Source organism: Pelomicrobium sp., assembly GCF_036803785.1.
Taxonomy (GTDB): Bacteria; Pseudomonadota; Gammaproteobacteria; order Burkholderiales; family UBA6910; genus Pelomicrobium.
This window is the reverse complement of record NZ_DAIRTR010000089.1, coordinates 1-12,722: the sequence shown is the minus strand read 5'-3', so window position 1 is coordinate 12,722 and position 12,722 is coordinate 1. Positions and strand designations below refer to the sequence as shown.

11 protein-coding genes and 1 pseudogene are annotated in these 12,722 nt (G+C 66.4%); 11 read left to right on the top strand and 1 reads right to left on the bottom strand.

Annotation, left to right across the window (positions count from 1 at the left end):
- From V7Q81_RS10940 to V7Q81_RS16115, 11 genes and pseudogenes are all read left to right on the top strand, one after another.
- Positions 1 to 301, top strand: a pseudogene (locus V7Q81_RS10940) (hypothetical protein); the annotation flags it as partial.
- A gap of 67 nt (positions 302 to 368) precedes the next feature.
- Positions 369 to 2,840, top strand: a complete 2,472-nt coding sequence (locus V7Q81_RS10935; RefSeq protein WP_333843149.1) for an acyl-CoA dehydrogenase — start codon at positions 369 to 371, stop codon at positions 2,838 to 2,840.
- Positions 2,837 to 3,376: an enoyl-CoA hydratase/isomerase family protein gene (locus V7Q81_RS10930; protein ID WP_333843144.1), complete on the top strand. Its 540-nt coding sequence runs from the start codon at positions 2,837 to 2,839 to the stop codon at positions 3,374 to 3,376. The genes V7Q81_RS10935 and V7Q81_RS10930 overlap by 4 nt, the downstream gene beginning before the upstream one ends.
- Positions 3,373 to 3,564, top strand: a complete 192-nt coding sequence (locus tag V7Q81_RS10925) for a hypothetical protein (protein ID WP_333843141.1) — start codon at positions 3,373 to 3,375, stop codon at positions 3,562 to 3,564. The genes V7Q81_RS10930 and V7Q81_RS10925 overlap by 4 nt, the downstream gene beginning before the upstream one ends.
- A 73-nt stretch (positions 3,565 to 3,637) precedes the next feature.
- A complete protein-coding gene (locus V7Q81_RS10920) occupies positions 3,638 to 4,477 on the top strand; it encodes an SDR family oxidoreductase (RefSeq protein ID WP_333843139.1) in 840 nt (279 codons plus the stop codon).
- A complete protein-coding gene (locus V7Q81_RS10915; protein ID WP_333843136.1) occupies positions 4,470 to 6,287 on the top strand; it encodes an AMP-dependent synthetase/ligase in 1,818 nt (605 codons plus the stop codon). The genes V7Q81_RS10920 and V7Q81_RS10915 overlap by 8 nt, the downstream gene beginning before the upstream one ends.
- A 3-nt stretch (positions 6,288 to 6,290) precedes the next feature.
- A complete protein-coding gene (locus V7Q81_RS10910; protein WP_333843134.1) occupies positions 6,291 to 6,704 on the top strand; it encodes an acyl-CoA thioesterase in 414 nt (137 codons plus the stop codon).
- Between the two features lie 107 nt (positions 6,705 to 6,811).
- Positions 6,812 to 8,083 carry an OmpP1/FadL family transporter gene (locus V7Q81_RS10905; protein ID WP_333843131.1) on the top strand — a complete coding sequence of 424 codons (1,272 nt, stop codon included), beginning with the start codon at positions 6,812 to 6,814 and terminating at the stop codon, positions 8,081 to 8,083.
- A gap of 2 nt (positions 8,084 to 8,085) precedes the next feature.
- A complete protein-coding gene (locus V7Q81_RS10900; RefSeq protein WP_333843129.1) occupies positions 8,086 to 10,578 on the top strand; it encodes a 3-hydroxyacyl-CoA dehydrogenase/enoyl-CoA hydratase family protein in 2,493 nt (830 codons plus the stop codon).
- Between the two features lie 14 nt (positions 10,579 to 10,592).
- Complete coding sequence (locus tag V7Q81_RS10895) at positions 10,593 to 11,792, top strand: acetyl-CoA C-acyltransferase (protein WP_333843152.1); 1,200 nt, start codon at positions 10,593 to 10,595, stop codon at positions 11,790 to 11,792.
- A gap of 302 nt (positions 11,793 to 12,094) precedes the next feature.
- Positions 12,095 to 12,460: a chalcone isomerase family protein gene (locus V7Q81_RS16115; protein ID WP_442954815.1), complete on the top strand. Its 366-nt coding sequence runs from the start codon at positions 12,095 to 12,097 to the stop codon at positions 12,458 to 12,460.
- Here the strand turns inward: V7Q81_RS16115 and V7Q81_RS10890 are convergent.
- A partial coding sequence (locus V7Q81_RS10890) for a chromate transporter (protein WP_333843125.1) occupies positions 12,417 to 12,722 on the bottom strand: 306 nt, incomplete at its 5' end. The two genes, V7Q81_RS16115 and V7Q81_RS10890, sit on opposite strands and share 44 nt — an antisense overlap.

Here is a 12,722-nt window from a genome sequence, read left to right as displayed (position 1 = left end):
CTTCCTCCCCGAGCAGTACCGGGAGGTGGTGACCCGCTACAAGGCAGCTTTCGCCCGGGCGCTGCCCCACATCCCCGAGGAGGAACTGGTATGGCGGCTGCACTTCCTGTTCGGCGCCATCGCCTACAGCATGGCGGGCCATGATGCCCTGCGCCTGATCTGTAGCTACGCCCTGGAAGGCAGCGACCGGCCCGAGACCATCATCCGGCACTTGATCCCCTTTGCCGTGGGGGGGCTGACGGCCCCGCTGCCGCGGCCCCGGGTAGTGGAACAAGCGAAAAGCAAGGGCAAGCGGGCTTGATGCGGCCAGGGGATGAGTCCGTACGGAGGAATCGCCGAGCTCGCTTGAGACACCATTGGAGGCGTATATGGTAACCGTTGCTTGGATCGTGGTCCTCCTTGCCTCGGGCGCAGCGCTGGCGATGCACCGCGTCTCTGGGCTCGCCTGGGCCGGGGCGGCCCTCGCCGCCTTCGTTTTCGTGTCCCTGGGCGGAGGGGCAGCGTGGCTCGTGTGGCTGCTGGCGGTGCTTGCCCTGGCGGCGGTGGCCCTCAACCTGACGCCGCTGCGTCGGGCGCTCGCGAGCGACCGGCTGTTTGACGCCTTCAAAAACGCCCTGCCCCAGGTCTCTGCCACCGAGCAGGAAGCGCTGGAGGCGGGCACCGTGTGGTGGGACGGGGAGCTCTTCGGCGGTCGGCCCGACTGGAAAAGGCTCCTGGCCACGCCCAAGCCTCAGCTCTCCGAGGAAGAGAAGGCCTTCTTGGAGGGCCCGGTGGAGGAGCTGTGCGCCCGGGTGGACGAATGGCGCGTCACCCACGAGTGGTTCGATCTTCCCCCTCCCGTGTGGCAGTACATCAAGGACAAGGGCTTTCTAGGGATGATCATTCCCAAGGAGTACGGCGGTCTTGGGTTCTCGGCGCTCGCCCACTCCGAGGTGATTGCCAAGCTTTCAAGCCGCAGCGGCACTGCCGCCGTCACAGTGATGGTACCCAACTCCCTGGGCCCCGCGGAGTTACTCCTCAACTATGGCACCGAGGCGCAAAAGGCCTATTACCTGCCACGCCTGGCCCGGGGCGAAGAGATTCCCTGCTTCGCCCTGACGGGTCCCGAAGCCGGCTCCGACGCCAGTGCCATCCCGGATTTTGGGATCGTGGGCCGCGGGGAGCACGAAGGGCGGGAGGTCCTGGGCATTCGCCTCACCTGGGAGAAGCGCTACATCACCCTGGGTCCCGTGGCGACTCTGCTGGGCCTCGCTTTCCGCCTGTACGATCCAGAGCGGTTGCTCGGGGACAAGGAAGACCTGGGCATCACCCTGGCGTTGGTTCCCACGGGGCACCCGGGCGTTCACATTGGGCCTCGGCATCTGCCCTTGAACGCGGCTTTCCAGAACGGCCCCACCTGGGGCAAGGACGTGTTCATCCCCCTGGACTGGGTGATCGGCGGCCGCCACCGGGTGGGCCAGGGCTGGCGCATGCTAATGGAATGCTTGGCGGCGGGCCGCTCCATCTCCCTGCCGGCTTCGGCCACGGGGAGTGCCAAACTCGCCGCCCGGGTGAGCGGCGCCTACGCCCGGGTACGGGTCCAGTTCAAGATGCCCATTGGGCGGTTCGAGGGGGTGGAGGAGGCGCTTGCCCGCATCGCCGGCCACACCTACGTGATGGACGCGGCGCGGCGGATGACCGCAGGCGCGGTGGACCTGGGGCAGAGGCCGTCGGTGGTCTCGGCCATCTGCAAATACCACCTGACCGAGCGGGGACGCCAAGTGATCAACGACGCCATGGACGTGCACGGAGGCAAGGGCATCTGCCTCGGTCCCCGCAACCTCCTGGGTCGGCCTTACCAGCAGACCCCCATCGGCATCACGGTGGAGGGGGCCAACATCCTCACCCGCAGCATGATCATCTTCGGCCAAGGTGCCATCCGCTGCCATCCCTACGTGCTCAAGGAAATCGCGGCCACCCGAGAAGCCGACCCGGAGCAGGCCCGTGCCGCTTTCGACCAGGCGCTGTGGAGCCACATTGGTTTCTTTCTCTCCAACGCGGTGCGCAGTTTCGTCCTCGGGCTCACCGACGGCCGGGGTGCGGAGGCCCCGGGCGCCCCAGCCCTTGCCCGCTATTACCAGAAGCTCACCCGCTATTCGGCCGCCTTGGCCTTTGCGGCCGACCTGGCCATGCTCACCCTGGGCGGGTCTCTGAAGCGCCGGGAACGCATCTCCGCCCGCCTGGGGGACGTGCTGAGCCAGCTCTATCTGGGCTCAGCGGTGCTCAAGCGCTACGAGGACGAAGGCCGGCCGGCGGAAGACCTGCCCCTCGTGCGCTGGGGGTTGGAAGACAGCCTCCACCGCATCGAAGACGCTTTCGCCGGGCTGATCCAGAACTTCCCCGGCCGTTTCACGGCCCGGCTATTGCGGGCGATCATCTTGCCCCTCGGCCGGCGCCGGACGCCCCCGGACGATCGCCTGGGCCACGAGGTGGTGGAGCGGCTGCTCGCGCCCGGTGCAGTCCGGGATCGGCTCACCGCCGGCATCTACCTGCCGAAAGCGCCGCAAGAGCCCCTTGCCCAGCTTGAGCGGGCACTGGAGGCGGCCATTCGAGCCGAGCCGGTGGAGGCGAAGCTGCGCGCGGCTGCGAAACGCAAAGCGCTTGCGGCGCGCGGGTGGGAAGACGAGGCGAGGCTCGGCCTGGACCAAGGCATCATCACCCCCGAGGAGTTCGAGGTGCTTGCCCAGGCGCGGGCGCTGCGCCGGGAGGTCATCAAGGTGGACGACTTCCCGCCGGATTTTGGAATGGCCAGAAAGGCGGAGCCGGCGGCCCAAGCCGTGGGGGCGAGGAAGATGGCATGAGCGAGAGCGTGCAGATCGAGCGCGACGGGGCGGTGGCCGTCATCGTGCTCAACCGTCCGCAGGCGCTGAACGCCCTGGGCGGGGAAATGGTGGCCCAGCTGCGCCGGGCGGTGGAACAGGTGGAGGCAGAGGCGTCAGTGCGTGCCGTGGTGATCGGGGCAGAGAGCCCGGCGTTTCTCGTAGGGGGCGAAGTCGAGCTGTTTCAGCGGCGCAGACGCGATCTGCCAGCCTTGATCCGGGCTGTTGAGGCAGACCTCAATGCCGCCGTGCTCGGCCTGCGGCGCATGGGCAAGCCTGTGCTGGCCAGCATCCAGGGGGCCGTGACGGGGGCTGGAGTGAGCCTTGTCGCGACGGTCGATCTCGCCATCGCCGCCGACGATGCCCGTTTCGGCTTGGCCTACAGCCGCATTGGCGTCTGCCCCGACGGAGGGCCACTTATTGTTTGCCCCGGCTCATGGAGGAAAAGAAGGCCTTGGAGCTCATGTTCCTGGCGGAAACCCTTGACGCCGCAACGGCCCAGGCGCTGGGCCTGGTGAACTGGGTGGTACCCGCGGCCACGCTGCAGGCGAAGATCCGGGAGATCGCCGCCCGCCCTGCCGCAGATCCGACCTTCGCCTACGGGCAGACCAAGGCCCTGGTATTCGGCCTACAGGACGGCGCCCTGGTCCGACGATGGAGGAGGAAATCCAGTCGTTCGCCCGCTGCGCGCTCACTGCCGACATGACGGAGGGGGTGACCGCGTTCGTGGAAAAGCGTGCGCCGCGGTTTGTGGGCCAATAGGCACGAATCGACAGAAAATGCAAACCCTGGAAGGCAAGACGGTTTTCATCACCGGCGCGAGCCGCGGCATCGGCCGGGAGATCGCCTTGCGCTTCGCCCGAGACGGGGCGAAAGTGGTGGTCACCGGCAAGACCGCCCAGCCCCATCCGAAGCTTAAGGGCACGATTTACAGCGTTGCGGAGGAAGTGGAGCGCGCGGGCGGTCAGGCCCTCGCCTTGCAGCTCGATGTGCGCGACGACGCCGCGCTCCACCATGCGGTGGAGCAGGCGGCCGCGTGCTTCGGCGGCATCGACGTGCTGGTGAACAATGCCAGCGCCATCTCCCTCACCGGGACGCTGGAGACGCCCATGAAGCGCTTCGATCTCATGATAGCGGTCAACCTGCGCGCCACCTTCGCCGCGTCGCAAGCCTGCGTGCCTTACCTTAGACGTGCGGTCAATCCTCACATCCTCACCCTGTCACCGCCCCTCAAGCTGGACCCCCGCTGGTTCAAGGGCCACCTGGCCTACACCATTTCCAAGTACGGAATGAGCTTGTGCACTTTAGGCATGGCGGCGGAGCTTGCTCCCGAGGGCATCGCCGTGAATTCCCTGTGGCCGAAGACCCTCATCGCCACGGCGGCGATCGAGTTCAATTTCCCGCGAGAGTTCCTCGCCCGCAGCCGCACGCCGGCCATCGTGGCCGATGCCGCCTACGCTATCGTCACCAAGAACAGCCGGCGGGTGACAGGCAACTTCTTTCTCGACGAGGACGTGCTGCGGGCCGAGGGGGTCAAGGATTTCGACGGCTATGCCGTGAGCCCTGGGCAACCCTTGTTTTTGGATCTGTTCGTCGACGGAGGAGAGATCCATGGATAGGCCCGCATTTGCCAACGTGGACATCATTCCCCTGGAGGAGGTGGCCACCCTCTCCGCGCTGTTTCGCGCTCGCGTGGTCCGCTCGGGGCAGGCCGTTGCCTACCGGGAATATGATCCTGCCGCAGGCGCCTGGCGGGATTACACCTGGAAGCAGATGGCGGCGGAAGTCGCCCGCTGGCAGGCGGCCATGGAGCGGGACGGGCTCAGACCTGGCGACCGGGTCGCCCTCATGCTGCCCAACGGGACTGCCTGGGTGAAGTTCGATCAGGCGGCGTTGGGGCTCGGGCTGGTGGTGGTGCCCCTCTATACTTCCGACCGTCCGGACAACGTGGCTTATGTGGTGCGCGACTCGGGGGCCAAGCTCCTGCTGTTCGAGGGCATGGAGCAATGGCGGGCGTTCGCCGCGGTCAAGGACCAGCTTCAGGGCGTGGTGCGGTTGTTGAGCCTCAAGTCCTTGGGAGGGCTTCGGGACGATCCACGGCTGATGGCGGTGGATCAGTGGCTGCCCGAGCGGGCCGCAGAGGCCCGCAGTCTGCCGATGGCGCCCGATGCCCTGGCCACCATCGTGTACACCTCCGGCACCACCGGACGGCCCAAGGGGGTGATGCTTTCCCACCGCAACATCCTCAGCAACGCCGCCGCCTGTCTCAAGACCATGGAGGTAACCACCCAGGATCTCATGCTCTCCTTCCTGCCCCTGTCCCACACCTTCGAACGCACCGTGGGCTATTACCTTTCCATCATGTCGGGAACGCCGGTGGCCTACGCGCGCTCGGTGCAGTCCCTCGGGGAGGATCTCCAACAGGTACGGCCCACCTTGCTCATCACAGTGCCGCGCATCTTTGAGCGCGTCCATGCCGCCCTGCGCCAGAAGCTGTGCGAATCGCCTGCCCCCCGGCGCAAGCTGTTCGAGCTGGCGGTGGAGGTGGGCTATGCCCGCTTCGAGCACGCCCAGGGAAGAAGAGAGCTTCACCCCTTGAACTTCCTCTGGCCGGTGCTCAAACGCCTAGTGGCGGACAAGGTGTTGGAGCGGCTGGGGGGGCGAGTGCGGGCGGCCATCTGCGGCGGCGCCGCCCTCTCGCCCGACATCTCCCGGGTCTTCATCGGCCTCGGCTTGCCGGTGCTCCAGGGCTACGGGCTCACGGAAGCCAGCCCCGTGGTGACCACCAACCGGCTGGACGACAACGTACCGGAGAGCGTGGGTCTGCCGCTGCCAGGCGTCGAGGTGAGGTTGGGGGACAAAGAGGCCCTCCTGGTGCGCGGTCCCAACGTCATGCTGGGCTACTGGAACAACAAGGAGGCCACCCGGACGGTCCTGAGCGAGGACGGCTGGCTCAACACGGGCGACACCGCCCGTCTGGACGAGGCGGGGCGGGTCTACATCACGGGCCGGCTCAAGGACATCATCGTGCTTTCCACAGGGGAGAAGGTGCCGCCGGTCGACATGGAGGCGGCGATCCTGCGCGATCCCTTGTTCGAACACGTGATGGTGCTGGGTGAGGGACGGCCCTACTTGTCCGTGCTAGCGGTGCTTAATGTCGACCGCTGGCAGACGCTCGCCGGGCAGCTCGGGCTCAACCCCGACGCCGAGGCGGATCTATGCAGCAAGAAACTCGAGGCCGCGGTCCTCGAGCGCATTGCCCAGCAGGTAAAGGACTTTCCGGGCTACGCCCAGATCCGGCGCGCCGCCGTGGTTCTGGAGCCATGGTCCGTGGAAAACGGTATGCTCACCCCCACCATGAAGGTGCGGCGCGCCAAGGTGCTGGAGCGCTATCAGGAAATCGTCGCTTCTCTGTACAAGGGCCACTGAGCCATGACGACGCAACAGATGGAAACCCAGCGGCTGCCTCAAGGGCGGGAGCCGGTACTGCGGGTGGTACCCATGCCCTCGGACGCCAACTACCTGGGCGACATCTTCGGTGGCTGGATCATGGCCCAGGTGGACATCGCGGGCAGCATCCCGGCCATGCGCCGTGCCCGAGGCCGGGTGGCCACGGTGGCGGTGAACTCCTTCGTGTTCAAGCAGCCCGTCTTCGTCGGCGATCTGGTAAGCCTGTACGCGGAAGTGGTCCGGGTGGGGCGGACCTCCATCACCGTGGACGTGCAGGTCTACGCCCAGCGCAACCCGGCGGAGGAAGAATGCGTCAAGGTCACGGAGGCCACGCTCACCTATGTGGCGGTGGACGAGAAGCGCCGCCCCCGGGTGGTGCCGCCGGAGTCGCCTTAAGTGGCGCTTCGGGAGAGCTCCGGTCGGGGTTCGGCAATCGCGGCCCGTTCCGGTGCAGCGGGCCGTCATGGAACATTCACCTGCACCCAGAAGAGGAGAAAGAAGCGATGGGGAAAAGCATGAAGCGGCTATGGGTAGGGCTAGGGGCGGCTGGGTGTCTGATGGGGTTTGCGGGAGGTGTCGCGGCCGCCGGATTCCAGCTTCTCGAGCAGAACGCGAGCGGCCTGGGCAACGCCTACGCCGGCACGGCGGCGGCGGTCGAGGACGCGAGCACCGTCTACTTCAACCCCGCTGGCATGAGCGCTCTCAAGGGCCGCGATTTGGCTGTGTCCCTAAACGCGATCCGGCCTTCCGCCAAGTTTACTAACCAGGGCTCCTCCACCACCTTTCCCGTACCTACCCTCCTGGGCACCAACAACGGGGGCGATGCCGGAGATTGGGTCTTCTTGCCAGCCCTGTACTACGCCCACGGGCTCAACCCGGACTGGACCGTCGGCCTCGGCATCAATGCCCCCTTCGGCCTGAAGACGCAATACGACCAGGACTGGGTGGGGCGCTTCCAAGGCATCAAGTCCGAGCTGAAGACCATCGCCATCACTCCCACCGTGTCCTACCGGATCAATACCACCACCTCGGTGGGCTTGGGCCTGCGGGCCCAGCGGGCCGACGCAGAGTTGACGACGGCGGTCAATCCCTTGGATCCCACCGGCGCTCAGCAGGCCAAGGTGGAGGGCGACGCCTGGGGTTTCGGTTTTTCCCTCGGAATCCTGCACCAGTTGACGCCGTCGACCCGGATCGGGCTCGCCTATCAGTCCCAAATCGAGCACAAGGTGGAGGGCGATCTCACCTCACCCTCGGGGACCACACCGGCCAAGGCGGAAATTACCCTGCCTGACATCGTCACGCTGAGTTTCGTACACCAGCTCAATCCCCGCTGGGAGCTGCTGGGGGACGTCGCCTGGACCCGCTGGAGCAAGTTCGATCGGCTCGATATCGTGGACCGCAACACGGGCGCCCTTTTGAGCTCCACCCCCGAGAACTGGAACGACGCCTGGCGCTTTGCCTTGGGGGTGAACTACCGGCACAGCCAGGCATGGAAGTTCCGCGCGGGTGTAGCGTACGACGAAACCCCGGTGCCCGACGTATTCCGCACGGTGCGTATTCCGGACGAAAGCCGCTATTGGGTGGCGATCGGCGCCCAGTACCGGTTTTCCCCGGGCACGGCCATCGATGTGGGCTACGCACACCTGTTCGTGCGCGACGCCTCCATCAACAAAACGGAGCCGATTGCGGGCGCGCCGGCTTTCACCACCACGGTGCGCGGCGAATACGACAACAAGGTGGACATCATCGGAATGCAGCTTTCCCACACCTTTTGATCATGACAAGCGCTGAAGATCTCCGGATCCGCCGGGTGGCGGTCCTGGGCGCCGGCGTCATGGGTGCCCAGATCGCCGCCCACCTGGTCAACGCCCGGATCGAGCCCATCCTGTTCGAGCTTGCCGCCCAGGAGGGCGATCCCAACGCCAATGTTCTCAAGGCGATCGAAGGGCTGAGGAAGCTCGACCCGAGCCCCCTCGCGCTTCCGGGCTACGCCGACCACATCCAGCCCGCCAATTACGACCAGCACTTGGCGCTACTGCGGGAATGCGACCTCGTGATCGAGGCGATCTCCGAACGCCTGGACTGGAAGGCGGACCTGTATCGCAAGGTGGCGCCCCATCTGTCCGAAAAGACGATTCTCGCCACCAACACCTCAGGGCTTTCGATTAACCGGCTGGCTGAGGCGCTGCCCGAAGAGCGGCGGTCCCGCTTCTGCGGCGTGCACTTTTTCAATCCGCCGCGCTACATGCACTTGGTGGAGCTGATCCCTGCCCAGGCGACGGCCCCGGCCATCCTGGATGCCCTCGAGGGCTTTCTGGTGACCACCCTGGGAAAGGGGGTGATCCGGGCCAAGGACACGCCCAATTTCATCGCCAACCGGGTGGGAGTGTTCTCCTTGCTTGCCACCGTCCACCACGCCGAGCGGCTGGGCTTACGCTTCGACCTCGTCGACAAGCTCACCGGCCCCCTCATCGGGCGGCCCAAGAGCGCCACCTTCCGCACGGCGGACGTGGTCGGGTTGGACACTTTCGCCCATGTCGTACAGACCATGCGGGAGGCGCTCCCTGCCGATCCATGGCATCGGTATTACCAGATCCCCGGATGGCTTCAGGGATTGATCGACCAAGGCGCCCTGGGGCAGAAGGCCAGGCAGGGGGTTTACCGGAAGGTGGGGGACGTGATCCAGGTCCTGGACCTGAAGAAGCGCGACTACGTGCCGGCCGATGCCGAAGCCGACGAGGCAGTGGTGGAGATCCTAAAGAGCAGGGACGTGGCGGAGAAGTTCGCCCGACTGCGCGCGAGCAGCCACCCCCAGGCCCAGTTCATCTGGTCCATCTACCGGGATGCTTGGCACTACTGCGCGGTGCATTTGGCGGAGATCGCCGACAACGCCCGGGACGTGGACTTGGCCATCCGCTGGGGCTTCGGCTGGGACCGGGGTCCGTTCGAGATCTGGCAGGCGGCCGGCTGGGCCCAGGTGGCTAGGTGGATCATGGAGGACATCGCCGCCGGCAAGGCCATGGCCGGCGTACCGCTTCCTGACTGGGCGAGCGAGCCCACTCGTGCCGGTGTCCACGCGCCCCAGGGCTCTTATTCGCCCAGCGCCAACGCCTACCGGGGGCGCTCGAGGCTGCCCGTATACAAGCGCCAGCCATTTCCCGACCGGTTGCTCGGGGAGGAAGTGAGCTACGGAGAGACCATCTTCGAGACCGAGGCAGTGCGTTGCTGGCACACGGGGGATGACATCGCCATCCTCTCCTTTAAGACCAAGATGCACACTATCGGCGAAGATGTTCTGGAGGGAACCCTGCGGGCGATCGAAGAGGCCGAGCGCCGCTTCATGGGTCTCATCCTGTGGCAGACCGAGCCGCCCTTCTCGGTGGGGGCGAATCTGGCCAGGGTGTCGGAGCGCATGAAGCATAAAGACGAGCCGCCGTCCGTGTTGGACAAAATGGTGAAGCGCCTCAAACGGAACGCGACGAGCCTCCTCATGAAGGCGGCGCGCAGGCTCAACGTGGCCGACAAGCTGCAAGCGCCTGTGCTGGCGCGCATCGAGAAAGTAGTGGAGCAATTCCAGAAAACCACCCAGGCGCTCAAATACTCCCTGGTCCCCACGGTGGCGGCGGTGGATGGCCTCGCCCTGGGTGGCGGCTGCGAGTTCGTCATGCACTGTGACCGGGCGGTCACCTCCCTGGAGAGCTATCTCGGCCTGGTGGAGGTGGGCGTGGGGCTGGTGCCCGCGGGGGGCGGATGCAAGGAGTTCGCCCTGCGGGCGGCCCAGGAAGCCAAGGGAGGTGACCTGTTTCCCTTTCTCAAACGAGCCTTCGAGACCATCGCCACCGGCCAGGTGGGCAAGAGCGCCGAGCATGCCCGGGAGCTGGGTTATCTGCGTCCTTGCGACCTGGTGGTGATGAATCGTTTCGAGCTCCTGCACGCGGCCAAGCACGCGCTGCGAGCTTTGGCCGAGGCAGGCTACCGTCCGCCGCTTCGGGCGAGGGAAATCCCCGTGGCCGGCGAGTCCGCCATCGCCACCTTCAAGGCCCACATGGTGAACCTCTTGGAGGGAGGTTTCATCTCCGAACACGATTTCCTGGTGGGGAGCAAAGTGGCCCACGTGCTGTGCGGCGGAGAGTTGAGCCCGGGCAGCATGGTGGACGAGCAGTGGTTCCTGGACCTGGAGCGAGAGGCGTTCATGGCGCTGCTGGCCACCGAGAAGACCCAGGCCCGCATCGAGCACATGCTCAAGACCGGCAAGCCCCTGAGGAATTGACGCGGAGGTTCATGATGACCAGGCAAGTCGAAGACGCGTACATCGTGGCGGTGGCCCGCACACCGGTCGGCAAGGCGCCCCGGGGCGTGATGAAGACCGCGCGCCCGGACGCCATGCTTGCCCACGTGCTCAAGGCGGTGCTCCAGCGAGCTCCGGGCCTGGACCCGGCGGCGGTGGAGGATGTGATCGTGGGCTGCGCCATGCCGGAGGCGGAGCAGGGGTTGAACGTGGCCCGCATCGCCCTGCTGCTAGCGGGGCTGCCCGATTCGGTGCCGGGCATGACCATCAACCGCTTCTGCGCCTCGGGATTGCAAGCGGTGGCCCTGGCGGCGGACCGCATCCGCTTGGGCGAGGCCCATGTGGTCATCGCTGGAGGCACCGAAAGCATGAGCATGGTACCCATGGGGGGCAACAAGCCGTCCTACAACCCAGACATCTTCGCCAAGAACGAGCATGTGGCCATCGCCTACGGCATGGGGATCACGGCAGAAAAAGTGGCGAGCCGTTGGCAGGTGAGCCGTGAGGACCAGGACGCCTTTGCCCTGCGCAGTCACCAGAGAGCCGTCGCCGCCATCGACGCAGGCGAGTTCCGAGAGGAGATCGTCCCCTATACAGTGGTGGAAAAGCGCCCGGGGCTGGAAGACCGGGCGGTCCACCGGGACGCCCGGGAGGTCTCCCTGGACGAGGGGCCGCGCCGGGACACTTCCCTCGAGGCCCTCTCCAGGTTGAAGCCCGTCTTCGCCGCCCGGGGGACCATCACTGCCGGTAACAGCTCCCAGACCTCGGACGGGGCGGCGGCGGTATTGCTGGCGAGCGGCGAGGCCTGTCAGCGGTTCAACCTGACACCCATGGGCCGCTTTCTGGGCTACGAGGTGGCCGGCGTGCCCCCCGAGATCATGGGCATCGGTCCAGTCAAAGCGATCCCCAAGGTGCTGGCGCGCCTGGGCCTGCGCCAAGGAGACCTGGACTGGATCGAGCTGAACGAAGCCTTCGCCGCCCAGGCACTGGCCGTCATTCGCGACCAAGACCTCGATCCGGACAAGGTAAATCCCCTGGGGGGCGCCATCGCCCTGGGACACCCCTTGGGAGCGACGGGGGCGATCCGTACTGCGACCCTGATGTGCGGCCTCAAGCGCCGCAAGAAGAAGTACGGCATGGTAACCATGTGCATCGGCACTGGCATGGGGGCCGCCGGCGTGTTCGAAGCGCTGTAAACCGCTCCTCTCGCCTCGTCGCCACGCGCCGGCCCGCGCGCACCGATGATCTAGACGGCGATGACTCGGCTGAAGGGCGCCGCACTGGCGCTTATTATCACGGCAGCCGCCTGAGCCCAGGGCACGGAAGTGGTTGGCGTGTAACGGGGAGGAGACGGCCAGGGTGGGGGAGGCGCTGTTGCTGCTGAACGGCGCCGACGCCCACATCCGACGGTTTTCAAGCGGTAGGTGGCCGCGCTCCATCTTCCGGCCAAGACGCCCGATGCCCGAGCAGCCATCGGTGGGCGAGCCCAAACGAGTTACTGGTACCTGTTGGGATCTGGGTTCGGCGGTGTTCGCCTCCGCCCTTAAGGGGAGGGCGCAATAACCCTCAGGCGGCGGAGCTGGGAGGCGCTCGAATCCCAGATCCAGCGCTGCTCGCGCTTCTTGCGGCGGACAAGGAAATCAAGGCTAAGACGGTGAGCCTGCTCGATCCATTGCCGGGGCAGGGCGCCTGGGTGAGCGCTGGTGGCCGGGAGCGGGGTCTCGTGGCCGGGGAGGATCTCTACCCGGCGCTGCTGCGGGCAAGGCTCGGCGACCCGCCCGCCGACCTGGCGTTGAAGCGGGTGCCGCTGCCCTCAGACCTTAGACCGCCCAGGCCGCCGCGGCTGCCCCGCCCACGGCGGTGAGCAGGACCACCAGCCAGGGCGGCAGCTTCCAGAAGACGAGCAGGGCAAAGGCCGCAAGCCCCAGGCCAAAGTCCCCTGGGGTGCGGATCGTGCTGGTCCAGACCGGGTTGTACAGAGCGGCAAGGAGCAGGCCCACCACCGCCGCATTGACCCCCAGCAACGCCGACTGGATCCCTCGCATATGCCGCAGCCGGCTCCAGAAGGGCATGACGCCGAAGACCAACAGAAACGAAGGCAGAAAGATGGCGAACAGGCACAGCAA

Excerpts from the sequence above, each read along its gene's own strand:
- V7Q81_RS10915 (WP_333843136.1), top strand. The coding sequence starts at position 4,470 with ATGGATAGGCCCGCATTTGCCAACGTGGACATCATTCCCCTGGAGGAG.
- V7Q81_RS10930 (WP_333843144.1), top strand. The coding sequence starts at position 2,837 with ATGAGCGAGAGCGTGCAGATCGAGCGCGACGGGGCGGTGGCCGTCATC.
- V7Q81_RS10935 (WP_333843149.1), top strand. The coding sequence starts at position 369 with ATGGTAACCGTTGCTTGGATCGTGGTCCTCCTTGCCTCGGGCGCAGCG.
- V7Q81_RS10910 (WP_333843134.1), top strand. The coding sequence starts at position 6,291 with ATGACGACGCAACAGATGGAAACCCAGCGGCTGCCTCAAGGGCGGGAG.
- V7Q81_RS10900 (WP_333843129.1), top strand. The coding sequence starts at position 8,086 with ATGACAAGCGCTGAAGATCTCCGGATCCGCCGGGTGGCGGTCCTGGGC.
- V7Q81_RS10920 (WP_333843139.1), top strand. The coding sequence starts at position 3,638 with ATGCAAACCCTGGAAGGCAAGACGGTTTTCATCACCGGCGCGAGCCGC.
- V7Q81_RS10905 (WP_333843131.1), top strand. The coding sequence starts at position 6,812 with ATGGGGAAAAGCATGAAGCGGCTATGGGTAGGGCTAGGGGCGGCTGGG.
- V7Q81_RS10895 (WP_333843152.1), top strand. The coding sequence starts at position 10,593 with ATGACCAGGCAAGTCGAAGACGCGTACATCGTGGCGGTGGCCCGCACA.